The sequence below is a fragment of the Streptomyces sp. NPDC049915 genome (assembly GCF_040656475.1).
Taxonomy (GTDB): domain Bacteria; phylum Actinomycetota; class Actinomycetes; order Streptomycetales; family Streptomycetaceae; genus Streptomyces.
This window is the reverse complement of the sequence record NZ_JBFAMH010000030.1, coordinates 46,946-71,029: the sequence shown is the minus strand read 5'-3', so window position 1 is coordinate 71,029 and position 24,084 is coordinate 46,946. Positions and strand designations below refer to the sequence as shown.

Below are 24,084 nucleotides of genomic sequence, written 5' to 3'. Positions count from 1 at the left end.
CCGTCCTTGTCCGAAGGCCCGGGCGGCAGGTCCGCCCGGGCCCGAGACGCGCCCGCCGACCGGTGGGTCAGGACGCCGCCGCCACCGGCTGCCGGGCGGGCGAGGGGGCGGTCAGCCGGCCCGAGCGTGCGAGCAGGGCGACACATCCGGCGCACAGCGCGCCCGTCGCCGCGAGCGCCCACCAGGTCAGCTCCGGGTGGCCCCAGCGGGCGGCCACGTCCCAGACGGCGCCGGTGGCCAGGTTGCCGAGCGTGATGCCGAGCCCCGACACGGTGTTGTAGAGCCCGTAGTGGGTGGCGACCAGGCGGCCGCCGGCGAGGGAGACGACGGTGTCCATCTCGAAGGGGTACGCCACGGCGGTACCCAGTCCGAGCAGCGCGACCGAGACGATCAGCGGCAGCAGCGCACCGGCCCACCGCAGCGGGTCGCTCGCGCCCGTCACCGTGTCCGCCCGGACGAGCAGCGGCAGGAACGCCGCGCCCATGAGGCCGATCCCCCCTACCAGGGAACGCTGCGCCGACCACCGCGCGCTGGCCCACGCGGTGACCTTGAGCTGACCGGCCACCGCCACCGCCGCCGACACCGCGAACAGGGCGGTGGTCACGGCGTCGCCCCGGTCGCCGGCGACCCGGTGCGCCTCGAGCGGCAGAGCGAGGTACACCTGGAAGGTCAGCACATACGCCCCGATCATCGCCGCGGAGAAGAGCAGGAAGGCACGGTTGGCCAGCACCGTGCGCCAGTCCGCCAGCACCCCGGCGGACACGGCCGGCACCGCTGCCCGGCGGCCGGGGAGCATCCGCGCCTGAACGGTCGTCAGACCGGCGAAGAGTAGGGCTGCCACGGCGCACACCAGCCGGAAGTCGGCGGCGAGCAGGGCGAGTCCGATGAGCGGGCCGGTGAACATCCCCGCCTGGTAGAAGACGTTGAACGCCGCGAAGGCCTCCACCCGCCGCTCCCCCGCCTCCTGGGCGAGATACGCGCGCACCGCCGGGTTGAACAGGGCACCGGCGAAACCGGTCGCCGCCGAGGCCACGACGAGTGCGGGCAGGGAGCCGGCCACGCCGAGCAGGCCGAAACCGAGGGTGCGCAGCACGCACCCGGCCATGATCACCGGTTTGTGGCCGAGCCGGTCGGCGAGGGTGCCGCCCAGCAGGAACATGCCCTGCTGCGCGAAGTTGCGCACCCCGAGCACCAGTCCCACCGCCCAGGCGGCCAGGCCGAGGTCCCGCGCCAGATGGACGGCGAGATACGGCATCAGCATGTAGAAGGCGGTGTTGATGGTGAACTGCTGCACCATCAGCAGCCGCACACACGGGGTGAACGACCGCAGCTGCCCGGCCAGTACCTTCATCGCACGGCCCCTTCCGGTACGACGATGCGGGTGCAGCGTGTCCAGCGGTCGACCACGCGCTCGCCGGGGTGGGCGATCTCGTCCGGCTCCGGTGCCGGGAGACGGTCGAGAAGGCCGTGCCGCCGGCAGTAGTCGTCGTTGTAGACGGTGTCCCAGTACCGGTGGACGCCGTCGGGGAAGACCGCCACGATCCGGGTGCCCGCCGGCTCGGTGCGGGCGAGCCAGTTCGCCACCAGGGCGACGGCGCCCACGCTCCAGCCGCCGCTGGCGTAATGGCCGCGGGCGAGCGCGCGGCAGGCCCACACGGCCTCGCCCGGGGCGACCCAGTGCACCTCGTCGAAGGCCGTGTGGTCGACGTTGGCGGGGTGGATGCTGCTGCCGAGGCCGCGCATGAGGCGGGGGCCGGGGGGCTGGCCGAAGACCGTCGAGCGCACCGAGTCGACACCGACGAGTTTCAGCCCGGGCAGGAAGGCGCGCAGGGCGCGGGTGATGCCCGCCGAGTGGCCGCCGGTGCCGACCGCGGCGACCAGCGTGTCGATGTGGCCCAGCTGGAGGAGGAGTTCCAGGCCCAGTGGGGCGTAGGCGGCGACGGTGTCGGGGTTGTTGTACTGGTCCGGGCACCAGGCTCGCGATGTGCGGTCGAGCAGTGCGCGCACCCGCTGCCGACGCGCCTCCTGCCAGCCGCCCACCGGGTCCGGCTCGCGGACGACGTCCACCTGGGCTCCCAGCGCCCGCAGCTGGTGGACCATCAGCGGTTCCAGACCGGGGTCGGTGACCAGCGTGACCGGGTGGCCGTAGGTGATACCGGCGAGTGCGAGGCCGAGGCCGAGGGTGCCGCTGGTCGACTCGACGACCGGGGCGCCGGGCGCGAGGTCGCCGCGGCGGCGGGCCGCGGCCACCATGTGCAGCGCCGCGCGGTCCTTGATCCCGCCGGGGTTGGCGCCCTCCAGTTTGGCCCAGAAGCCGCGCCCCGGCGGGTTGAAGGGCTCGCCGATCCACAGCACGGGGGTGTGACCGGCCAGCCCGGCCGGTGACCGGCACACCGCTGCGGCCGAGCCGGGCGGAACGTGGTCGTGTTCTTCGCGGCCGGGGTCGGTGGCCGGTGGGGTGGTGATCGCGTGCAGAGCAGTGCTCATGAAGGGGTCCTTCCGCGGCCCCGCCCGCAGCGGGGCCGCGCGTCGTGTGCCGTACACAGGGATGGGCCGCCGGCCCGCTCGGGTCCCCGGGGTCACGGGGCCGGGGCGGGCGAGGCACCGTCAGGTACGGCTCACGCAGACCAGGCTCAGGACGCCGGGCCCGGACCGGGCCGGTGCGCCCGTCGTGCGCGGGCGCGCCGGAGGTGTCGGAGGTGCGCCCGGGCCGCGCACCGTCAGCGCGGTGAGCAGGAGCGTCAGCGGCAGTGCCGCGCCGGGTACGCGGATGTCGGCGGCCCGGTCGGCGGGATCACAGCACAGGACACCATGGCCGGGATGCCCGGGTGCACCCGTGTCATGGCCGGCGACACAGTCCACCGCCTCCCGCGTCCCGGGCTGAACGGGGGCAGCCACCGCGGTGGGCGCCGCGGTGCGCCCGTGCGCCTCGTCGCCGTGGGCGTGCAGGGCGCACAGGACCACGTGGGTCAGGAGCGTCAGCACCAGACCCACGAGAAGGGCGAGCACCGGCCCGCGCACGGGCGTGCGACCGGCGGTTTCCTGCGGCATGCGACTGATCGTAGGAGCTTGGTCCCGGTTCGTCAGATCTCGTCCCCGTACGAGTGAAAGACGGCCACCGATCCGCCCATGGCGTGGCGCGTCATCCGCAGGGAAGGACGGCGGAAGGTACACGCCAGATACCCATGGGGGGTATGCTGGGGGCGTCGGAACGGGGACGGGTTCCGGCGCGATGCCGCCGGAATCCGACCCACGCACGCATCCATCGAGGGGACTCAAGATGACCGATCAGACGAACTCCGGCTCCTGCTGCGGCTCCTGCGGGACCGGCGCCGCGACGGATGTGCAGGCCCCGGGTGGGGTCACCGCCGTCTACAAGGTCTCCGGCATGACGTGCGGGCACTGCGAGGGGGCCGTCTCCGAGGAGATCTCGGCCCTGGACGGCGTCACCGCGGTCACCGCCGTCGCCGAGACCGGGGAGGTCACGGTCACCTCCGCCGCCGCGCTGGACGACGCGGCGGTCCGCGCCGCCGTGGACGAGGCCGGGTACGAGCTCGTCGGCAAGCTCTGAGGCCGGCGGGCTGCTCGAGAGCCCGCACCACAAGGGTGCTCTGCCGAGGAAGGCCCCTGCGGCCGCAAAGAGCCGCCCGCCGCATCTGTGTGCGCGGCGGGCGGCCGGGAGCCGGGGTGCCCGCCATGACGCCGGCGGGCACCGCTCCGCTTCAGGTTCAGTGCCAGTACTTCATGTCCGTACCTCCTCCCCCGCTGCTCGTGGGCGCAGCGTGACCTCGAAGCGGTCGAGACCGCGCAGGGTCAGGTTGCGCCGGTGGCTCGGTTCCGCGACCGCCCGCGCCTCGGGGTACTGCCCGGCCAGGGTGGCGAGGACCGACCCGGCGAGCCGGATGGCCATCGACGCGCCCAGGCAGGCGTGGGCCCCGCGCCCGAACCCGAGGTGCGGGTTCGGGGTGCGGTCGAGTCGCAGCTCGGTGGGGTGGGCGAAGCGGAGCGGATCGTGGTTGGCCGCTCCCAGCAGCAGCGTGACCGGGTCGCCCGCCCGGATGGTGACGCCGCCGAGGCCGGTGTCCTCGACACAGACGCGCGCGTCCGCCTGGACGGGCGCGTCGTAGCGGACGAGTTCGTCGACGGCGGCGGCGAGCGGCGCCGCGCGGAACGCGTCCAGGGCGCCGGGTGTGGTGAGCAGCGCGGCCGCCGCGTTGCCGAGGAGCCGCGAGGCGGATTCGTAGCCGGCGTGCAGCACGGCGCGCAGGCTGTTGCGCAGGATCGTTTCCTCGACGCCGGACGACTCCGCGTGCTCGGCGACGTGGGCGATCAGCCCCTCCTTGGGGGGATCGGTGAGCCAGCCGCCGGCGTAGGCGGCGAGTTCGGCGCGGGCCGCGACGGCCGGCTCGTTCTTCTCGGGCCACAGGCCGGCGTCCATGCCGTCGACGACGGTTCGCGACATCGGCACGAACCAGTCGAGATCGGGGGCCGGGACGCCGAGGAAGCCGGAGATGAAGCGCAGCGCCAGCGGTTCGGCGAGGTCCCCGACGAAGTCGAAGGAGGGCCGGGTCGCGAGGTCGGCGAACAGCGTGCGCACCTCGCTCTCCAGCCGCTCGTGCAGGGCCTGGCGGTCCTGGGCCCGGAAGCCGTCGAGGAGCAGGTGCCGGATGGCGGTGTGCTCCGGCGGGTCGAGCGTCTGCACGCTGAGCAGCGGGGCCGGGATCTCCTCGCCGGCCCGGCGCCAGTCGGAGGCGAAGCGGGCGCTGTCGGTGAGGACGGCGAGGCAGTCGGCGTGCCGGGTCAGCACCCAGGAACCGAGCAGTTCGTGCCAGAAGACGGGCGCGGTCTCCCGCAGCCGGGCGTAGGCGGGGCAGGGGTCGCGGAGCACCTCGGGCCGGGCCAGATCCAGCAGCGGATCCCCGGCGATCGCCTGTACGGCGCCCTGTTCCACGAATGTCTCCCCCCGCACACAGGCCCCGGTGGGGGCCGCAGATGCTTCTGGCGAAACCGCTTCCGACACCCAAATCGCCGGTAGGCAACGGGGTTGACGGACACTTCTTTCGATCCGAACGCCGGTGACGCTACCACGCGACCCGGTCGGCTGGTATGACTACCTGCCTCGGATCTTCCACAAACATCACGGGGAGCAGCGGATGCCCGAGCAGAGCCCGACGATCGTCCACGACGTGCCGGTCAACGTCGCTCAACAGCCCGATCCCTACCCGCTGTTCGAGCGGATCCGCGAGCACGGGGCGGTGCAGCGGGTACGGCTGAATCCGACCCTTGAGGTCTGGATGATCACGGGGTACGACGAGGCCGTGTCCGCTCTCACCGACCCACGGTTGAGCAGCAGCCCCGTCGCCGTACGGGGTCTTCACGAGGAGATGGCCGAGCAACAGCGCACCAACGTCCTGATGTCCAGCATGGTGATCGCCGACGGCGACACGCATCTGCGCTTGCGCAACCTGGTCTCCAAGGCGTTCACCGCGCGCCGGGTGCAGGAACTCGCGCCGCGGGTGCAGGAGCACACGGACGCCTTCCTGGACGCGTTCGCGGCGCGCGGATCGGCGGACCTGGTCGAGGAGTTCGCGCTGCCCCTGCCCATGGCCGTCCTCAGCGACCTCATCGGCATCCCGGCCGAGGGACAGCCGGATTTCGCCAAACTGGCCGTGGGTCTCATCATGCCGCCCAACACCCCGGAGCGGCTCGCCAAGGGGGCCAGGGCCCGGGCCGCGCTCGTGGAGTTCTTCCAGCCGCTGATCGAGCGGCGCAAGGCCGAGCCGTGCGACGACCTGCTGAGCGCACTGTGCGCGGCGCAGGCCGAGGAACGCATCAGCGACCGTGAACTGACCGCGATGACCATCCTGTTGACGCTCGCCGGGCACGAGACCACCGCGAGCCTCATCGCCAACGGCGTGCACGCGCTGCTGCGCCACCCCGACCAGCTCGCCGCCCTGCGCTCGGACCCGGAGCTGCTTCCCGGCGCCATCGAGGAACTCCTGCGCTACGAGGGCCCGGTGAGCCGCGGTGTCGCGCGCTTCACCGTCGAGGACTTCGAGATCGCCGGGGTGACCATCCCGGCCGGCGAGATGATCATCGTCGGGCTGGCCGCGGCCAACCGCGACCCGGCCCGCTTCGAGCGGCCCGACATCCTCGACGTGGCCCGCCGCGAGGTGCCGCAGCAGCTCGCCTTCGGGCACGGCGCGCACTTCTGCCTCGGGGCGCCGCTCGCCCGCATGGAGGCCAGGATCACCATCGGCACGCTGCTGCGCCGCTTCCCGGACCTGACGCTCGCCACGCCGGACGAGACGCTGTCGCGCCGCGAGGGCATCCTGCGCGGGATGGCGACACTGCCGGTCACGTTCACCCCGCAGCACACGTGAGCCTGACGAAGGGACTCCTCATGGCATCGGCCTCCCCCGCGGCGGAGTTCGACGACATCGCCCCGGTGTACGACGCCTCGCGCGGCGGCACCGACCGGGCCGCCGGTTTCGCCGAGCAGCTGGCCCCGCTGCTCGATCCGTCGCATCCGGTGCTCGACGTGGGCGTGGGCACCGGCATCGTGGCCGAGCAGCTGACGGCCCGCGGCCACACGGTGGTGGGTGTCGACCTCTCCCCCGGCATGCTGGCACTCGCCCGGCAGCGGCTCGGCGACCGGGTGGCGGTGGGCGACGCCTGCCGGCTCCCCGTGCGTACGGCCTCGGTGACGCAGGCCGTGTCCACCTGGCTGCTGCACACCGGACCCGACCGGACGTCGGTGTTCCGTGAGATGGCACGGGTGCTGCGGCCCGGCGGCCGCTATCTGGTCGTCCCGGCCCGCGGCCGGCGCCCCACGGACGACATCGGCCGGATCGTGGGCGCGCTGGAGGACCGGCTGGACCCGCAGGGGCGGCGCCAGGACGGCCCGGACCACCTTGTTCCGGTCGCTGTGGCCGAGGGGTTCGCCTACGCGGGCACGGCGAGCGAGCGGCCCACCGCGTTCGAGGTCTCCCCCCGTGCCATGGCCGAGTCGCTCACCGGTGGCCTGTTCACAGGTGCGTGGCAGGTGGCCGGGGAGGCCGGACACGCGGCGGTCGCACGGGCCCGCGAGCAGCTGCTCGCACTGCCGGACCCGGACACGCCCCGCGTGCGGCGGATGGCCGACTTCGTCATGGTCTTCACGCGGGGCTCCTGACGGCGTCCGGAGCCGGCCCGCCCGGCGGGGCCCTCAGGCCCAGTGACCGGTGTGCTGCTGCGCGGCGTGCGGTCCGCCCAGCAGCTCCACCGCCCGGTGCCGGGTGTGCTCGGCGGCCTTCTGCGCCTCCGCGACGACGTCGCCGCGCTCGCGCAGCAGCTCCTCGTAGATCGGGGGGTGTTCGCCTTCTTTGAGGCTGGACATCATGGCCGGTCCTTTCCGCTGTCGTGCATTCCAGATTTCCTCATGTCCGGTTGAGCCGGGCGGCGATCCCGTGGCCGATCAGCAAATAAATGACGGCGGGAAAACCATAATTGAGGACGACGCGCAGACCTTCTGTGTCCATCGTGAAAATGTCCTGTGCCCATCCGGACAACCAGTCCGCGGCCGCGTGCACGACTTCGACGAAGGCGTTGCCCTCATTGGCGTCGAGCAGGTGAAGCACGATCCACAGGATCAGCACACCGGCCGCGACGTCGGCGATCGTGCAGATGGTCAGGGCCGTCCGCCGGGCGGTGGCCTCGTTGCGGGCTCCACGGCCGGGCGGTGGGGGCCGGTCGTGGACGGGGTATCCGGAAAGCGGGTCGGTGCTGTTCACGGCGAATCCGATTCTCTACGGCGGCGGGCGTGGCCCATTTCCTCTTTCTTCTGCGCCCCGCATTCGCCATGGTGTTACACCGCGCCACCATTCCCGCATATGTCCCGGCTCTTCGGTCACGTGCCGCCATATCGGTATGCGAACCGCCGGCCGGGCATGTTCAGCCGGGCCGCGAACCGGCGTCGGGAGCGGCGAGGGGGCCGGCGGGCCGGGCGGGGACGCTCAGATGCGGGAAGGAGCGCGCCGCCGCCAGGAAGGCGAGGGTCGTCAGCACGAACGGCCAGCTGAAGGGGTGGCCGCCGGACGGGGCCAGCAGGGCGGCGACGGCCGGGGTCACGGCGGTCGCGGTGGCCGCACCGAGCAGCGCGTACAGCAGGGTACGCCGGGTCGCCGCGAGGAACACCCCGCACAGCGCGAGCGCGACGAGCACCGCGCTGCACCCCGCCGTCCCGTCCGCGATGCGCCCGGCCGGTATGCCGAGGAGTAAGGCGGTGAGCACTCCGGTCGCGCTGCCGGCGCAGGCGACGAGCCCGGCCTCGCGGCTCACCAGGAAGAGCCCGGCGAGCAGCAGCCCACCCGCGTACCACTCGTCCAGGAAGAAGACCTGCCCCACGTTGCGCAGGAAGCCCCGCCACAACTCGGCCGGACGCAGCTCCGGCGGGCCGGCGGCGGCTCGGGGCAGCGCGGCCAGGCCGTCGCCGTGCGGCCGGATCCGCCCGAACGCGGGCGCGGCGACGGTCACGGCGCTCGCCAGCAGGCAGTAGGGAGCGGTCAGCGGCGGCAGGTGCCACACGCGCAGCATCCGGACCAGCGCCGCCGTGGCGACCGTGACGACGAGCGACCCCGCCACGGCGAGCAGTACGGTGGACGGCCGGCCGGCATCGAGGAACACCGCGCAACACAGGGCGAACAGGCAGGCGTTGAAGCCCTCCAACCCCGCCTCCACCCGCTCGCGGGCCACGCCGAACAGCTGCGCGCCGGCGGCGCCCGACGCCGCCCCGGCGAGTGCGTAGGCGGCGTAGCGCCAGTCGGCCACGGCCAGCGCCAGGCAGAAGGCCGCGCCCGCCCGGGCGTTGCGCACGAACATCACCTGGGCGACCCCGCGCAGCACCCGCGCCCCGGCATCCGAGCCGTATCCCGCCCGCCCCCACAGAACGCCGCCGGACCGCTCCACTCCCCGCCCCCTCGTCAGTATCGACCAATATATTTTCCGTCTTGTGGAATTACATTTCCTCCATACGATACAGAAGGGTCCTTCACCAGGGCAGACGGCCGGCGCAGGCCCGCCGAGCGCCCCGCCGAGGCCGACGGGCCACTGGGCCCGGAGAGCGGGCTCGGCCAGGATGAGGGCCCGGACGTCTCCGTAAAGGTGGTAGCCATGAGCATCGTCGATCTCGCCGCGCTCGGTGAGTCCTTCACCCGCGATCCCTATCCGGTGTACGCCCGGTTACGGGAGCGGGGTCCCGTGCACCGGGTGCGGATGCCCGAAGGGGGCGCCCTGGCCTGGCTCGTGGTCGGCTACGAGGCCGGACGTGCCACGCTCGCGGACCCCAGGCTGACCAAGGACTGGAGCAAGGCCTCCCCCTCCCTGCCGATCGGCTCCGTCTCCTCCGGTGTACACATGCTCCGGGCCGACCCGCCGGACCACACCCGGCTGCGCAAGCTGGTCGCCCGTGAGTTCACCACGCGCCGGGTGGAGGAACTCGCCCCGCTCGTCCAGAAGACCACCGACGCGCTGCTGGACCGGATGCTCACGGCTCCCGACGGGCGCGCCGACCTCGTCGAGGCCCTGTCCTTCCCGCTGCCGATCACGGTGATCTGCGAACTCCTCGGCGTGCCCGACCTGGACCGGGAGTCCTTCCGGACCTGGTCGAACGAGGCGCTCGCCGCCGCGGACCCGGAGGTCCGCAAGGCCGCCGCGGTGTCGATGGCCGGGTATCTGGCCGAGTTGGTGGAGGGCAAGCGCCGGCGTTCGGGCAGCGATCTGCTGAGCGCGCTGATCCACAGCTCGGACGAGGACGGTGACCGGCTGTCCCGCGATGAACTGATCGGCATGGCCTGGCTGTTGCTCGTCGCGGGTCACGAGACCACGGTGAACCTCATCTCGGGCGGCGTCCTCGCACTGCTGACGCACCCCGCGCAACTGGCCGCCCTGCGAGCCGACCTGACGCTGATGGACGCCGCCGTGGAGGAGATGCTGCGCTACGACGGCCCGGTGGAGACACCCACCTACCGATTCACCGTCGAGTCGGTGACCATCGGCGGCACGGTCGTCCCGGGAGGCGGCGAGCTGGTCCTGGTCGCCCTGGCCGACGCCAACCGCGATCCCGGCCGCTTCGCCGACCCCGGCCGTTTCGACATCTCCCGGGACGCCCGTGGCCATGTGGCGTTCGGCCACGGCATCCACTACTGCCTGGGGGCACCGCTGGCCCGGCTCGAGGCCCGCATCGCGATCCGGACGCTGCTGGAACGCTGCCCCGACCTGGCCCTGGACATCCACCCCGCGGCCGTCACCTGGCGCCCCGGGATGATGATCCGCGGCCCGCAGAGCCTGCCCGTGCGGTTCACCCGGTAGGTGGCACGCAGAGCCTGCCCGTGCGGTTCACCCGGTAGGTGCCCGGCGGCTGCGTCAGCTCTCGGCGGGCGCGAGCAGGACGAAGTCCGCCTGGGACGGGTCGAGGCAGACGGCCAGTCTGCCGACGCCCTCCATGTCCGCCGGGCCCATCTGCACACGGCCGCCGCCCTCGGTGACCTTGGCGATCGCGGCGTCGCAGTCGGGGACGTCGAAGACCGGGTGCCAGTAGGGCCGGCCGTTGGTCAGGACGAGGTCTGCCGGGCGGAGCTGCATCAGACCGCCCTGCATGCGCTCCTCGGGCAGCCCGGCGGGCGTGATGATGGTGTACGTGCCCTCGCCGCCCGGCATCTCCATGTCGGAGTACTGCCAGCCGAAGACGGAGCCGTAGAACTCCTTCGCCGCGGCGGCGTCGGTGGTGTAGAGCTCGGTCCAGGACAGCGCTCCGGGCGCGCCGACCAGTTCGAAGCCGGAGTTCTGCCCCGGCTGCCAGACGGCGAACTGACCGCCCTGAGGGTCGGTCAACTGCGCCATCTTCCCCCACTCGCCGAGGTCGCGCGGCTCCGTCCGTACCGTGCCGCCGGCCCGCTGGACCCCCTGCGTCGTGGCGTCGGCGTCGGTGACGCAGTAGTAGATCATCCAGGCCGAGCGCGCCCCCTCCTCGGTCAGCTTGCCGAGGCCGGCGACGGTCTTGCCGTCCTTGCGCAGCGCCCCGCCTTCCATGTCGCCGCCCATCGGCTCGAACTCCCAGCCGAGCACGGAGCCGTAGAAGGAGGCGGCGGCCTTGATGTCCGGCGCGCCGAGGTCGATCCAGCAGGGCACGCCGGGAGCGAGATCAGTGGTGAGCACGGTCGGTTCCCTTCCGTTGGTTCTCTGCCACCCAGAGTGACACCGGCCACTGACAATCGCGCGCTGGAGGGCACCGTGCGCCGACGGTGGCCGTGCCGGAGCCGCTGGCACTGACGCGGGCCCGGGCGCTGGAGCCGGCCGCCGACAAGGGTGACCGTCGACGCGGTCGGGCCGGGGCCGGTGGAGACGGAACCGTCCCGCGCCTCGCACCCGCCCGGCAGCGAGGAGGAGAGGAGCGGGAGGAGGAGAGCACGCGGGGCGTCACGCCTCGCGCTGTCGGACCGGGGCTGCCGCGTCCTCACATCGTCGCGGCGGCGGGCCGCCGGTTCAGTCCGCCGGATGCCCCGGCTCGATGTCCAGCGCGTCGCGCAGGCGCAGCAGGGGCGCGTCGGTCCGCCGGGCGCCCCAGCGCTCCGGCTCGAGGACGAAGCAGACGTGGTCGCCGCTGTCCAGGACGTCTCGCACGGTGCCCACGAACCAGGCCGCAGCGTCCTCGAGGACGACCGCACCGCCGTCCTCATGGCGCCAGCGTGCCCGTGCGAACTTGTCGACGCTGTCGCCGGTCTCACCGCCGAACAGGGCGGCCAGTTCGTGCTGGTCGCGAGTGAGCAGGTGCACGGCGAGCCGGTCCGCGGCGCGGGCCACGCCGTAGGTGTGGTTGGCCTTGGACAGCCACACCGCATACCGCGCCGGCTGGATGGAGCACTGGGCGGAGAACCCGACGAGGCAGCCCGAACGCTCCTCCCCCACCGCGGCTGTGACCACGCACATCTCGGGGTTCAGCCGGTCCATGAACGCGTCGGCGCCCGCCATCTCCCATGCACTCCCGTCCCCGGCCACCGCCGGCCCCACGGCACCCTTTTGGGGGCCACCCTACGACTGCCCGGCTCCGCCGTCACAACGCCTGGTGGCGGCCCGGGGTGTGGCCGAAGGTGCGCCGGAAGACGTCGATGAAGGCGCTGGCGGACGCCCAGCCGCGCGTGACGGTGTGCCGGTGGTCGTACCTGCTCGGCGTCGTCGTCGCCCGTGGCCCCGGTGCTCTTCGCCTTCGTCGCACTGACCTCGATCGCGCTGTACGTGCCGTTCTCGCTCCAGGTCACGCTCGGTCAGGACTATCTGCCGAGCCGGGTCGGCACGGCGAGCGGTATCACGCTCGGGATGACCGTCAGCGTCGGCGGACTCGTCAGCCCGCTCATCGGTGCCCTCGCCGACGCGACCTCGCTGCGCACGGCGCTGTCCCCGCTGATCCTCATGCCCGCGCTGAGCTGGCTGCTGCTGCGCACCCTGCCCGAACCGGCCGCTCCCGTCGTGCCCACTTGGAGCAGCGGCCGGGAGACGACGCCCTCCGGCGGGTAACCGTGCACCGAACTGCCGTCGAGCGTGGGGACAGCGCATGCAGACCGTCACACTGAACAACGGCGTCGAGATGCCGGTCCTCGGCTTCGGCGTCTACCAGATCCCGCCGGAGCAGACCGAGCAGGCCGTGAGCGACGCCCTCGCCGCGGGCTACCGGTCGCTGGACACCGCGGCCGCCTACGGCAACGAGGAGGCCGTGGGCCGGGCGATCAGGAGCAGCGGCATCCCGCGCGAGGAGCTGTTCGTCACGACCAAGCTGTGGATCTCCGACGCCGGCGAGGAGCGGGCCCGGCGCGCCTGCGAGACCTCGCTGCGCAAACTGGGCCTGGACCGCGTCGACCTGTACCTGATCCACCAGCCCTACGGTGACGTGTACGGCTCCTGGCGTGCGATGCAGCGGCTGCTGGGCGAGGGCCTGGTGCGGGCGATCGGGGTGTCCAACTTCTACCCCGACCGCCTGGTGGACCTCATCGACCACAACGAGGTCACGCCCGCGGTGAACCAGATCGAGACCCACCCGTTCTTCCAGCGCACGGCGGACCAGGACCTGATGCGCGAGCGCGGGGTGCAGATCGAGTCGTGGGGGCCGTTCGCCGAGGGCCGCAACCAGCTGTTCACCCACCCCGTGCTCACGGGCATCGCCACCGCGCACGGCAAGTCCGTCGCGCAGGTGGTGCTGCGCTGGCTGATTCAGCGCGACGTCGTCGTGATCCCCAAGTCGGTGCGCGCCGAGCGGATGGCGGAGAACATCGACGTCTTCGACTTCGAGCTGACCGGCGACGAGATGGCGGCGATCGCCGCACTGGACACCGGGGCGTCCCTGTTCTTCGACCACCGCGACCCGGCCATGGTCAGCCGGCTGGGCACCGTCACCCTGGAGTCCTGAACCGCCGCCGGCACAGGCCCCGGGCCGCCACGCCGTCTCGTCGATCGGCGGCCGTCGCCTCACCACGCCATCTCGTCGAGCAGCAGCGTCGCGTCCGGCAGGGCCGTGCCGCCCAGGTTCTGCTCGGCCCAGATCACCTTGCCGTGCGCCGCGTACCGGGTGCCCCACCGCTCGGCGAACTGGGAGACGAGGAACAGGCCCCGGCCACCCTCGTCGGTGGTGGCGGCCCGGCGCAGCCGCGGTGAGGTGTTGCTGCCGTCCGACACCTCGCCCACCAGGGTGCGGCCCAGCATCAGCCGCACCCGCACGGGCGGCGCGCCGTAGCGGATGGCGTTCGTGAGCAGCTCGCTGAGGATCAGCTCCGTGGTGAACGACTCCTCCTCCAGCCCCCACTCCTGCAGCCGGCGGCCGACCTCCGACCGGACGCGCGACACCTCCGTCACATCGAACGGAACGTCCCAGGTCGCCACCTTGGCCGGGTCGAGCAGCCGGGTCCGGGCGACGAGCAGCGCCACGTCGTCGGTGGGGTGCGCGGGCAGCATCGTGTCCATCAGCGCCCGGCAGGTCTCCTCCGGTGTGCCACCCGGGCCGGCCACGGCCGTGCGCAGCATCACCAGGCCCTCGTCGATGTCGCGTCCCCGGTCCTCGATCAGCCCGTCCGTGAACAGCACCAGCCGGCTCCCCTCGGGCAGCTCCAGTTCCCCGGACTCGAACGGGAACCCGCCGACGCCGAGCGGCGGCGACACCGGGACGTCGGGGAACGTCACCCGGCCCTGCGGGTCCACCACCGCCGGGGCCAGGTGCCCGGCGCGGGAGAGGGTGCAGCGGCCGCCGACCGGGTCGTAGATGGCGTACAGGCAGGTGGCGCCGGTCAGGGGGGCGGGGACGCTGTCCGCGGTCTCCGCCTGTGTGTCCAGCCGCGCCACCATCTCGTCGAGGTGGCCGAGCAGCTCGTCCGGGGCCAGGTCCAGCGAGGAGAAGTTCAGCACGGCGGTGCGCAGCCGGCCCATGGTGACCGCGGCGTGCAGCCCGTGTCCGACGATGTCGCCGACGACCAGGGCCACCCGGAAGCCGGGCAGCGGGATGACGTCGAACCAGTCGCCGCCCACGCCGGACTGCGCCGGCAGGTACCGCCAGGCGACCTCCAGCGCGTCCTGCTCCGGCAGGTCCCGGGGCAGCAGGCTGCGCTGGAGGGTGACGGCCATGGCGTGCTCGCGCGAGTAGCGGCGGGCGTTGTCGATGGCCACCGCCGCCCGGGCCACCAGCTCCTCGGCGACCGCGACGTCCTCCTCCTCGAAGGCCGCCGAGCCCTCGCCGCGCCAGAAGTTGACCATGCCGAGGACGACGCCGCGGGCCCGCAGCGGCACCGTGATGAGCGAGTGGATGCCGTAGTCCAGGGCCCGCTGCGCCCCCGCCGGGTCGTGGGCCCGCCAGTCCTGCGCGGTGTGCAGGTCCGGCACGAGGACGGCCCTGCCGCCGCGCAGGGCGGCGACCATGGGGGTGTCGGCCACCACGAACCGGATCAGATCGCCGACCGCCTGCAGCGGATGCCCGGTCTGCGACTCGCTGAGCGCGGTGCGCCGCATCTGCTTCACGGCGCCGGTGGGCTCGTCGCCGCGCAGCACGGAGTCCAGCAGCTCGACGGTGACGAAGTCCGCCATGCGCGGGACGGCGACCTCGGCGAGCTCCTCCGCCGTGCGCCGCATGTCCAGCGTCGTGCCGATGCGCACCCCCGCCTCGTACAGCAGGGTCAGCCGGCCGCGCGCCACCTCGGCCTGGCCGGAGAGGGCGCGCAGTTCGGTGGTGTCGCGGAACGTGGCCACGAGGCCCTGGACGCCGCCGTAGGGCTCGGTCAGCCGGGTGTTGACCGCGAGCAGCCGGTCCCCGGCGGGGACGACCTGGTCGGAGACGACCTCTCCGGAGGCGAGGATGCGGGTGGGGCCGGGGCCGAGCCCGAGGTCGGTGACCTGCCGCTGGTCGGCGTCCGCAGGGAGGTCCAGCAGCCGGCGCGCCTCGTCGTTGGCGAGCAGCACCCGTCCGTCGGCGCCGACGATCAGCACGCCTTCGCGCACGGCGTGCAGGACGGCGTCGTGGTGCTCGTACATGCGGGTCATCTCGGCGGGGCCCAGGCCGTGGGTCTGCCGGCGCAGTCGCCGGCCGACCAGGGCCGTGCCGCCGGTCGCGAGCGCCAGCGCCACCGCCGACGAGCCCAGCATCACCGGTACCTGGTGGTTGAGCAAGTGGCCGAGGGTCTCGACCTGGATGCCGGCGCTGACAATGCCGACCACCCGGCGGCTGGCGTCGGTCACCGGGACCACCGCGCGCACGGCGTCCGAGGGCTCGCCGTGGAAGGTCTCGGTGAACGCCTCGCCCGCCGCCGCCCGTTCCACACCCTGCGCCCGGGTGCCGATCAGTGAGGGGTCGGTGTCGGTGATCCGCACCCCGCTTTTGTCGAGGACGGTGATGAAGTCGACGCCGGATCCGTGGCGCGCCTGCTCCGCCGGTCTCTGCAGCAGCGCGTTGGGGTTCGCCGAACGCAGGGCGAGGGCGGTGCCGGGGGCGTGCGCGAACGCCTCGGCGGTGGCCAGGGAGCGGTTCCTGGCGTTGCGCTCGCCGTCGTAGCGGCCCTGCACCACCAGGGCGGTGGCGGCCGCGGCGACGAGCACCAGCATGATCAGCGCCTGGAGCAGGAAGACCTGGGTGGCGAAGGTGCGCACGCTCAGCGACGGTGACAGACGGTGGCCCGGCGGCCGGCGGTCCTTCGCGCCGTCGCGGTCCCCGCGGCCTGCCGCGCCCGCCCGGCGGCCCCGGTTTTTCGGGGCTCCCGGGTTCTTCCGGTCTTCCGGGGGCCCAGGCGCATCACGCAGCCGCCGTGCGCCGCTCGGCGGCGGCGCGGCCCTCGCGCGGGACCAGCGCGACCGTCCGCCCATGTTCCCCTTTGTAGCACCGTACCTGCGGGACGGGCGAACGGTGACGGGCCGTGCGGGGCAACGGCCGCACGGTCACGCGCAGCGACAGGCTGCCGTCAGGGGCGGCTCGGGGCGAGGGAGCGCGGGCCGCCCCCGTGCAGGAAAACTTCCGTCTCGCGAGCCTTCGAGCTCAACTTCCGTTTCATACGGGGGTGTCGGCGGACCAGGTCGGGCGGCCGCGGGCCAGGGCGCCGGTCAGGGTGCGCAGGGCGCCGGTGAGGGTGCCGACGTCGGGGGCGTTGCCCAGGCACAGCCGGAAGGCGCGCGGCAGCGGCTGGTCGGTGGCGCTGTAGTACAGGGTGGGGCTGATCGAGATGCCCTGACCGTCGGCGAGGGCGAGCGCCTCGGAGGCGGTCCAGGGTTCGCGCAGCTCCACCCAGGCGTGCAGGGCGTCGGCCCGCACGTGGCGGATCGCCGGCGCCTTCGCCAGCAGGTGTACGGCGGCCTCGCGGCGGCGTCGCATCTCCTGGCGCTGCCAGTCGAGCAGGCGCTCCGCGGTGCCGTCCTCCACCCAGCGCAGGGCGACGGCGGTGGCCAGCGGGGACGGATTGAAGACGGTGGCGCGGATGAGCGCGCCGAGGCGGCCGGCCAGCTCGGGCGGTCCGGCGAGGAAGCCGCAGCGCAGCCCCGGGGCGAGGGTCTTGGACAGGCTGGTGAGGAAGAGGGTGCGTTCGGGGGCCAGGGCGGCCAGCGGGGGCAGGCCCGCGTGGTCGGACAGCAGCCCGAAGACGTCGTCCTCGATGATGACCAGGTCGTGGCGGCGGGCGATGTCGACGATGGCCTCGCGGCGGCCGAGCGGCTGGGTCGCGGCGGTCGGGTTGTGGGCCGTCGGCATGCAGTACAGGGCGCGTGCGGAGGGAGCGGCCGCGCAGGCCTCTTCCAGCGCCTCGGGGATCAGGCCCTCGCCGTCCATGGCGACGGCGGACATGCCGACGCCCAGCAGCCGGGCGGCGGTCTTGGCGCCGGGGTAGGTCAGCGCCTCGGTCAGCAGGGTCTCACCGGCACGCAGCGCGGCGCCGAAGGCCACCAGCAGGGCGTGCTGGCTGCCGGAGCAGATCGCCACCTGCTCCGGGCGGACGTCCAGGCCACTGCGGGCGAGCCAGCCGCAGGCGGTGCGCCGGTGGCCGTGGGAGCCGATGTCGGACTCGTAGCCGAGCAGCGCGCCGAGGTCGGCGGTGCCGGCGAGCGTGGTGAGGGTGCGGCGCAGCAGCTCCTCGTGCCGGCCGCGCGCGGGGGCGTTGACCGCCATGTCGAGCCGGGCGGGCGCGTCGGCGCCGCCGGGGTCAGGGGTGTCGCGCAGGTGCGGGATGCCGGAGGCTCCGGCGACGAAGGTGCCGCGGCCCACGGTGCTGCTGACCAGGCCCTGCTCCTCGGCTTCGCGGTAGGCGCGGCTGACGGTGGGGACGGCGACGCCGAGCGCTCGGGCCAGTTCCCGATGGGTGGGCAGGCGGTCGCCCGCCGAGAGGCGGCCGGTGGTCACCGCCGTGGCGATCGCCTCCGCGATGCGCCGGTAGACCGGGCCACTCGTCCCCTCGTCGGCCAGCAACTGCGCGAACAGGCGGGGATCGGCCGCCATCGCTCTCCTCTTTCTCGTCGGCCCTCGTAGGGGGCGATTCCGTCGTACCGCCGAGGCCCGTTTCTCGTCGGACCCCTTGCGGGGTCGTTCTCGTCGAACGCTGGTTCTCGACCCAGCATTACAGGTCGATCATGACGCTGGTGGTGGGACGAGCACAGCACACGGGGACCTGCCCCGGTTCCACGGGCGCCGTCGGTTCGATCACATAGGCGACCTCGCCGGCGTCGAGACCGGTCACGCACGTGCCGCACAACCCGGTGCGGCAGGAGGCGTCGGGGCGCAGACCGGCCTGTTCGGCGAGGGCGAGCAGGCTGAAGGTGTTCTCCCGCCAGGGCACGGTCACCCCGGAGCGGGCGAAGGTCACGGTGACCGGCCGCCCGTCGGCGTCCCGGGCCGGGGGGCCGGCGTCCGTGTGTCCCTCGGTCGGCTCCTCGCCGGTGAGGGGCCGGGCCGCGCCGAAGAACTCGTGGTGCACACGGTCGGCGGGCACGCCCAGGCCGGCCAGCCCGGCGACGACGTCCGCCATGAAGCCGGCGGGCCCGCAGACGTAGTAGTCCGCGTCGAGCGAGGGCAGGATCCGCTCCAGGGCGGCCGGGGTGAGCCGGCCCTGCTCGTCGAAGTCCCGTCCGGGTGTGTCCCCGGGCAGGGGGCGGCTGAACAGCAGGTGGGTGTGGAGCCCGTCCCGGGATCCGGCGAGGTGGCGCGCGTACGGCCCGAAGGCGAGCTCGCGCGAGGAGCGGGCCTGGTGGACGAAGTGGACGGGGCGCGCCGACGCGCCGTCCTGGCCGGCGAGTTCGGTGAGCATCGCCAGCGCAGGGGTGATGCCGATGCCCGCGCTGACGAGCACGACGGGGCGCCGGCCCGGCTGGACGACGAACCGGCCGCGTGGCGCCCGCGCACGCAGCCGCGCGCCGACCGCGATGTCCGTGTGCAGATGGCCGGAGGCGACGCCCGCGGGGACGCCCGGCGCGTCGGCGGGCGCCGGCTCGCGCTTGACGGCGATGCGGTAGCCGAGGCCGTCGTCGGTGCGGCCGGCCACGGTGTACGTCCGCACGACGGGCCGCACCGCACCGGGCACGTCGAGCGACAGGGTCAGGAACTGCCCCGCCGCGAAGTCCGGCAACCGCTCGCCGTCCGGGTCGGCCAGGTCGAAGGAGACGACGTCCGCGGCCTCCTGGCGGCGGCCGGTGACAAGGAGGGCCCGCTCACCGGGCCATCCCTCCTGCGTTCCGCGGGCCCGGGCCAGCAGCCGCTCCGCCTTGGTGCGCAGGAGCGGCGGCAGCGCGGCGCAGTCCAGGACGCGGGCGAGGGCCTCGGCGTCGGGCCGCTCCCGGTGCAGGACGCGGGCCAGTTCCGCGACGGACAGGCCGCCCTCACCCCGGCGCACGCGCTCGATCTTGTCGCCGGCCCGGATCAGGCCGGGCTCCAGCACACGGCAGAAGAAGCCCACGCGTCCGCTGCTCAGATAGCGGGCGGGGAAGTCCTCCTCGCCGAGCCGGACGGCCATCTTGCGGCAGGGGATGCGCGGTTGCGTGACCCGCAGGAGCACCTCGCCGATGCGCAGCTCGTCACCGACGGCGACCTCGTCGTCGGCGGGGCCGTCGACGGTCAGGTTCTCGCCGAAGGTGCCGGGCGGCAGGTCGCGGCCCAGCTCGCGGCGCCAGTCGTCGTAGTGACGGAGCTGGTAGCACAGCAGGGCGCGGTCCCGGTCGTCGGCGTCGTCGACGTGGTCGTCCGCGACCGGCCCGTCAGCCCCCACGAGCACGGCGCCCTGCGCGGGGCGCTTGTCGAAGCCGGTGACGATCGTCTCGCCCTGGACGGTCATCGGCTGGGCCTGCCCGAGGTTGACCGAGAGCAACTCTCCGAAGATGTGGATCATGGGGAGAAAGTAACATTACAATTCTGCAGCAGACAAGGGATTGTCCAACAACAAATGAAACGGCAAGGTCGAACAACGAGGCCACCGGCGAAGGTGCCGGCGCTGGACGCCTCCATACGGCCCCTCCCGTCCTGCGGCCCGCCACGGGCGGTGTGAGACTGCTGAGCGGTGACGGCCCAGCGCGGGCGCGACGAGGGGAGCACGGGTGGTGATGACGCCAGAGACCGGCGAAGACCTGCTGGAGGAGTTCCTGGCCGATCCGGCCAACTCCACTCTGGACCTGGGCACCGCCGCGGCCCGCGTAACGAAGGCCCTGGGGCTGCAGCACTCGGTGGCGTATCTCGCCGATCTCCAGCAGCGTCACCTGATCCCGCTCACCGATGTGACGTCCATCCTGCCCATCGAAGGCTCGCTCGCCGGCTGGACCTACCGCACCCAGTCGCTGCGTGTGGAGGAGTCGGAGACGGGTGCGATGACCGCGTGGTTCCCGCTGCTGGACGGCGCCGAACGGCTGGGCGTCCTGGCGGTGCACACACCCGCGCTCACCGCCTCCTCCCTGACCCGCGGCCGGGCGCTGGCCATGCTCCTGGCCATGATGATCACCTCACGGCGGGCGTATCAGGATTCCTTCGTACGGCGCACCCGCACCGACCGGATGCAGCTGCCCTCGGAGATGCTGCGCGCCTTCCTCCCGCCGCGCACGATCGGCAACTCCCGGGCCGTGTCCACGGCCGTCCTGGAACCCGCCTACGAGATCGGCGGCGACGCCTTCGACCACGCGCTCACCGAGACGACGTTGCACGCCACGGTGCTGGACTCGCTGGGGCACAACCTCGCCTCCGGGCTGACCAGCGCCGTGTCCCTGGCCGCCTGCCGCAACGCCCGCCGTTGCGGGCTCGACCTGCCCGAGCTCGTCAACAGCGTCGACAGCGCGCTCGCGACCTGGCTGCCGGAGCAGTTCTGCACCGCCGTCGTGGCCCAGCTGGACCTGGCCACCGGCGTGCTCCGCTGGAGCAACTGCGGCCATCCCGCGCCGCTGCTGATCCGTGACCAGCGGCTGCTCGTCGACGCCCTGGAACGCGAGCCGGACCCGCCGCTGGGGCTGGCACGCCTGTTGTCCACCCGGGAACGGCACACACACGAGATCGCCCTGCAACCCGGCGACCGGGTGCTCCTCTACACCGACGGGGTCACGGAGGCGCGGACTCCGGACGGGGAGCTGTTCGGACTCCAGCGGTTCGCCGACTACGTCATCCGGGCCACCGCCTCCGGGGAGCTGGCCGCGGAGACGCTCCGGCGTCTGATCCACTCGATCCTCGACGGACAGGCCAGCCGCCTGCGGGACGACGCGACCATCCTGATGTTCGAATGGCAGCCGCCGCCGACGCTGACGTAACCGTCCGCGAGCCTTCCGGCCCCCTTTGCTCGCGAACCTTTGCTCGCGAACCCCCGCGCGGGCGCCGGTGGTCAGCGTTTCAAGAACTTTCGTCAGGCTTGTTGACTCGATGTCTCACCGGCTGCACATTACCTATCGGTAGAACCGTTCAGTAACCCTGCGGGGCGGTCCTCCCCGGCCGTCGCCGTGCGCCCCCCACGCCCACGACACGGCCGTAGGCACCTTCCTTCTGCTCGAGCCGCGCATTTCTCGCTCCCCTGCACGCCGCACGGGCACGGCCGTGTCCGCGGTCGCGCGTGCGCCTTCCGAGAAAGAGAGAGCACATGCCGAAGCATGCCCTGCGCCATGTCATGACCGCGACAGCCGCAGCGGTGGCCCTGAGCTTCACCGGGGCTCCCGCCCACGCGACCACGGCTCCGCTCGACTACGTGGCCCTCGGCGACAGTTACAGCGCCGGATCGGGGGTCCTGCCCGTCGACCCCACGAACCTCTTGTGCCTGCGGTCCACGGCCAACTACCCGCACGTCCTGGCGAACCGGGCGGGTGCCCGCCTGACGGACGTGACCTGCGGCGGCGCCCAGACCAAGGACTTCACCCAGGCGCAGTACCCGGGCACGGCCCCGCAGCTCGACGCCGTCGGCGCGGACACCGACCTGGTGACGCTGACGATCGGCGGCAACGACAACAACACCTTCATCAACGCCGTCGTGTCCTGTGGCGCGGCCGGGGTCCTCAGCGGTGGCAAGGGCAGCCCCTGCAAGGACAAGTACGGCACGTCCTTCGACGACCAGATCGAGGCGAACACGTACCCGGCGCTCAAGGCCGCGCTGGCCGGCGTGCGCGCGAAGGCCCCCCACGCGCGCGTGGCGGCCCTCGGGTATCCGTGGATCGTCCCCCGGACGTTCGAGGCGTCGTGCTTCGTCACCCTCCCCGTCGCCGCGGGCGATGTGCCCTACCTGCGCGCGATCCAGGCCCATCTCAACGCCGTCGTGGCACGCGCCGCCCAGGAGACCGGGGCCGCCTACGTCGACTTCAGCGAGGCGTCCGAGGGCCACGACGCCTGCCAGGCCCCCGGGACCCGGTGGATCGAGCCGCTGCTGTTCGGCCAGAACATCGTGCCGGTCCACCCCAACGCGCTCGGCGAACGGCGCATGGCCGAACGCACGATGAGCGACCTCGGACTCGGCTGACCCGGCGCCCGGCCGCCGCGAGGCGGCGATGCGACGATCATCCGCAGGTCGGCATCGCCGCCTCGACGGGGGCGTGTGCGGCACACCCGGCCGCAGCTAGGCCCTGTCGGTCAGGCGGCTCACCACCGCACGCATCGCGTGCCGCAGGGCCGGACGGATCTCCTCCGGCGGGTCGAGGGTCTCGAAGCCGTGGTGGCCGCCGGGAACGTCGATCAGTTCCAGGGCCGCCCCGCAGTCCTTGGCCGCCGCCACGAACTCCTCGACGGTGGCCGCGATCTCCGGTGTCTCCAGCCCGGCGCGCACGAGGACGAGCGGCAGGGCGCCCGCCTGCGCGACCGCGGGGACCGGCTGGAACCGGGCGTCGGTCAGGCCCCAGCTGGGCAGCGGCGCCAGGATCGGGTAGGAAGCGGCCAGGCAGCGCAGCCACGAGGGGGGCGCGGCCAGCCAGGGTGCGGTGAGCAGGCCGCCGCCGGAGAAGAACCACAGGGCGATCCGGTCGGCGTCCACCCGGGGATCGGCCCGCACGACATCCACCGCGGCGGTGACATCGGCGGCGGCGCGCTCCTCGCCCACGTCGTGCAGCCGGTGGTCGAGGGTCACGCCCACCATGCCCTCGGCGGCGGCCAGGCGGGCGTGCCCGACCATGGTCGGCCACTCGCGCGGGGTGGGCCGCGATCCGGCGGGCACCGGACCACCGTGCACGAACACCACGGCCGGGCGCGGGCCGTCGGCGTCGGGGACGTACAGGTCGACGTTTCCCTGCGTCTCCCGGGGCAGTTCGGGCACCTGAAGCGGGAACGGGCGCAGATGGGAGGGCAGTTCGCCGGTGCCGGCCGGTCGCAGGCGGCGGCCCTCGCCGGCCGCCGCGCCCAGCAGGGCCTCGGACAGTTCGGCGGGGCTCGACAGCATCGGCCAGTGACCGGTGGGCAGTTCGAAGAACGACACCCGGGGATCGGCGAGGGCCTGAAGGGCCGGGTCGCCGAAGTCGACGAGCCGTTGCACCATGTCGACGCTGACGCCGTTGCCGGTGCACAGGATGCCGCTGGTGGGCACGGCGGCCACCGCGCCCGTCAGCCGCAGCGGCTGGAGCAGTGTGGCGAGCGGCTGCGGGGCGGCCAGCGCGGTCAGCCGGTCCAGCGCCGCGTCGGGGACACCGGCGGTACTCCCCCAGCGCTGCCACTGCTCACGGTTCGCAGGGGGCGCCAACTCACCGCCCGTGTCGCCGTTCTGAGCCCCTTCGGCCAGACGGGCGCGCAGCTCCTGGTCAGGGACGGCGGCCAGGGCCGGGACGCCGTTCTGCGGCATCCCGGCGTCCAGGTGGACGATGCGGTCGATGCGCTCCGGGCGCCGGTCGGCGGCGCCGAGCACCGGATGGATGCCGTAGTCGTGGCCGACGAGCACGATCTTCCGTCCGCCCACCGGGTCCACCGCGTCGATCGCCGCGAGCACGTCCGCGATGTGTGCCTCCAGATCGACGCGGTTCCCCGCCGCCGGGCGGTCCGCGTCGAGTCCGGTGAGGGGCACCGCGCGCGCCTCGGCGCCCGCCTCGGCCAGCCGCGCGGCCGTCCCCTGCCATACGTGGGCGCCGGTGAACGCGCCCGCCACCATGAGGAACACCGTCATGATCATCTCCTTGCCC

The 24,084-nt window shown here is 73.4% G+C and carries 20 protein-coding genes and 2 pseudogenes; 8 read left to right on the top strand and 14 right to left on the bottom strand.

The window, feature by feature from the left end:
• Positions 1-67: 67 nt before the first annotated feature.
• The 3 genes from AB0J12_RS33895 to AB0J12_RS33885 form a co-directional block, all read right to left on the bottom strand.
• Entirely contained in the window at positions 68-1,351 is a 1,284-nt protein-coding gene (locus AB0J12_RS33895; RefSeq protein WP_363268470.1) for an MFS transporter, read from the bottom strand.
• Positions 1,348-2,487: a PLP-dependent cysteine synthase family protein gene (locus tag AB0J12_RS33890; RefSeq protein WP_363268469.1), complete on the bottom strand. Its 1,140-nt coding sequence runs from the start codon at positions 2,485-2,487 to the stop codon at positions 1,348-1,350. Before AB0J12_RS33890 ends, AB0J12_RS33895 begins: the two co-directional genes overlap by 4 nt.
• A 120-nt stretch (positions 2,488-2,607) precedes the next feature.
• Complete coding sequence (locus AB0J12_RS33885) at positions 2,608-3,051, bottom strand: hypothetical protein (protein ID WP_363268468.1); 444 nt, start codon at positions 3,049-3,051, stop codon at positions 2,608-2,610.
• Between the two features lie 229 nt (positions 3,052-3,280).
• Here AB0J12_RS33885 and AB0J12_RS33880 point away from each other — a divergent pair, with 229 nt between their 5' ends.
• Positions 3,281-3,571 carry a heavy-metal-associated domain-containing protein gene (locus AB0J12_RS33880; protein ID WP_363268467.1) on the top strand — a complete coding sequence of 97 codons (291 nt, stop codon included), beginning with the start codon at positions 3,281-3,283 and terminating at the stop codon, positions 3,569-3,571.
• Positions 3,572-3,742: 171 nt separating this feature from the next.
• Here the strand turns inward: AB0J12_RS33880 and AB0J12_RS33875 are convergent, their stop codons facing one another.
• Positions 3,743-4,951 (bottom strand): cytochrome P450, encoded by a 1,209-nt coding sequence (locus tag AB0J12_RS33875; RefSeq protein ID WP_363268466.1) that lies wholly within the window; start codon positions 4,949-4,951, stop codon positions 3,743-3,745.
• A 202-nt stretch (positions 4,952-5,153) separates the two neighbouring features.
• Here AB0J12_RS33875 and AB0J12_RS33870 point away from each other — a divergent pair, with 202 nt between their 5' ends.
• Complete coding sequence (locus AB0J12_RS33870; RefSeq protein ID WP_363268465.1) at positions 5,154-6,383, top strand: cytochrome P450; 1,230 nt, start codon at positions 5,154-5,156, stop codon at positions 6,381-6,383.
• Between the two features lie 20 nt (positions 6,384-6,403).
• Positions 6,404-7,174 (top strand): methyltransferase domain-containing protein, encoded by a 771-nt coding sequence (locus tag AB0J12_RS33865; protein ID WP_363268464.1) that lies wholly within the window; start codon positions 6,404-6,406, stop codon positions 7,172-7,174.
• Between the two features lie 33 nt (positions 7,175-7,207).
• Here AB0J12_RS33865 and AB0J12_RS33860 read toward each other — a convergent pair whose 3' ends face one another.
• From AB0J12_RS33860 to AB0J12_RS33850, 3 genes are all read right to left on the bottom strand, one after another.
• Positions 7,208-7,381, bottom strand: coding sequence for a hypothetical protein (locus tag AB0J12_RS33860; RefSeq protein WP_363268463.1), 174 nt, complete (start codon positions 7,379-7,381; stop codon positions 7,208-7,210).
• Between the two features lie 37 nt (positions 7,382-7,418).
• Positions 7,419-7,772 carry a hypothetical protein gene (locus AB0J12_RS33855; RefSeq protein ID WP_363268462.1) on the bottom strand — a complete coding sequence of 118 codons (354 nt, stop codon included), beginning with the start codon at positions 7,770-7,772 and terminating at the stop codon, positions 7,419-7,421.
• A gap of 160 nt (positions 7,773-7,932) precedes the next feature.
• The gene (locus AB0J12_RS33850) at positions 7,933-8,946 is read right to left on the bottom strand and encodes an urea transporter (RefSeq protein ID WP_363268460.1); all 1,014 of its coding nucleotides are present in this window, start codon (positions 8,944-8,946) and stop codon (positions 7,933-7,935) included.
• Between the two features lie 204 nt (positions 8,947-9,150).
• Here AB0J12_RS33850 and AB0J12_RS33845 point away from each other — a divergent pair, with 204 nt between their 5' ends.
• Entirely contained in the window at positions 9,151-10,347 is a 1,197-nt protein-coding gene (locus AB0J12_RS33845; protein WP_363268459.1) for a cytochrome P450, read from the top strand.
• 54 nt (positions 10,348-10,401) lie between these two features.
• Here AB0J12_RS33845 and AB0J12_RS33840 read toward each other — a convergent pair whose 3' ends face one another.
• From AB0J12_RS33840 to AB0J12_RS33830, 3 genes and pseudogenes are all read right to left on the bottom strand, one after another.
• Positions 10,402-11,193, bottom strand: a complete 792-nt coding sequence (locus AB0J12_RS33840; protein WP_363268458.1) for a VOC family protein — start codon at positions 11,191-11,193, stop codon at positions 10,402-10,404.
• 327 nt (positions 11,194-11,520) lie between these two features.
• Positions 11,521-12,006: a flavin reductase family protein gene (locus tag AB0J12_RS33835; RefSeq protein WP_363268457.1), complete on the bottom strand. Its 486-nt coding sequence runs from the start codon at positions 12,004-12,006 to the stop codon at positions 11,521-11,523.
• Positions 12,007-12,088: 82 nt separating this feature from the next.
• Positions 12,089-12,169: pseudogene (locus tag AB0J12_RS33830) on the bottom strand (AraC family transcriptional regulator); the annotation flags it as partial.
• Here AB0J12_RS33830 and AB0J12_RS33825 point away from each other — a divergent pair.
• Both AB0J12_RS33825 and AB0J12_RS33820 read left to right on the top strand, forming a co-directional pair.
• Positions 12,153-12,549, top strand: a pseudogene (locus tag AB0J12_RS33825) (MFS transporter); the annotation flags it as partial. The pseudogenes AB0J12_RS33830 and AB0J12_RS33825 overlap by 17 nt on opposite strands.
• A 37-nt stretch (positions 12,550-12,586) precedes the next feature.
• On the top strand, positions 12,587-13,435 hold the full coding sequence (locus tag AB0J12_RS33820; protein ID WP_363268456.1) for an aldo/keto reductase: 849 nt from the start codon (positions 12,587-12,589) through the stop codon (positions 13,433-13,435).
• Between the two features lie 59 nt (positions 13,436-13,494).
• Here the strand turns inward: AB0J12_RS33820 and AB0J12_RS33815 are convergent, their stop codons facing one another.
• The 3 genes from AB0J12_RS33815 to AB0J12_RS33805 all read right to left on the bottom strand — a co-directional run bounded on the left by AB0J12_RS33815 (position 13,495) and on the right by AB0J12_RS33805 (position 19,859).
• A complete protein-coding gene (locus tag AB0J12_RS33815) occupies positions 13,495-16,107 on the bottom strand; it encodes a SpoIIE family protein phosphatase (protein ID WP_363268481.1) in 2,613 nt (870 codons plus the stop codon).
• A 439-nt stretch (positions 16,108-16,546) separates the two neighbouring features.
• A complete protein-coding gene (locus AB0J12_RS33810) occupies positions 16,547-17,980 on the bottom strand; it encodes a PLP-dependent aminotransferase family protein (RefSeq protein WP_363268455.1) in 1,434 nt (477 codons plus the stop codon).
• Between the two features lie 118 nt (positions 17,981-18,098).
• Entirely contained in the window at positions 18,099-19,859 is a 1,761-nt protein-coding gene (locus AB0J12_RS33805) for an MOSC and FAD-binding oxidoreductase domain-containing protein (RefSeq protein WP_363268454.1), read from the bottom strand.
• Between the two features lie 211 nt (positions 19,860-20,070).
• On the opposite strand from AB0J12_RS33805, the gene AB0J12_RS33800 reads away from it, so the two are divergent.
• The gene (locus tag AB0J12_RS33800) at positions 20,071-21,255 is read left to right on the top strand and encodes a PP2C family protein-serine/threonine phosphatase (RefSeq protein WP_363268453.1); all 1,185 of its coding nucleotides are present in this window, start codon (positions 20,071-20,073) and stop codon (positions 21,253-21,255) included.
• A 323-nt stretch (positions 21,256-21,578) separates the two neighbouring features.
• The gene (locus AB0J12_RS33795) at positions 21,579-22,445 is read left to right on the top strand and encodes an SGNH/GDSL hydrolase family protein (protein ID WP_363268452.1); all 867 of its coding nucleotides are present in this window, start codon (positions 21,579-21,581) and stop codon (positions 22,443-22,445) included.
• Between the two features lie 96 nt (positions 22,446-22,541).
• Here the strand turns inward: AB0J12_RS33795 and AB0J12_RS33790 are convergent, their stop codons facing one another.
• Positions 22,542-24,068, bottom strand: coding sequence for an alpha/beta fold hydrolase (locus AB0J12_RS33790; protein WP_363268451.1), 1,527 nt, complete (start codon positions 24,066-24,068; stop codon positions 22,542-22,544).
• Positions 24,069-24,084: the final 16 nt, after the last annotated feature.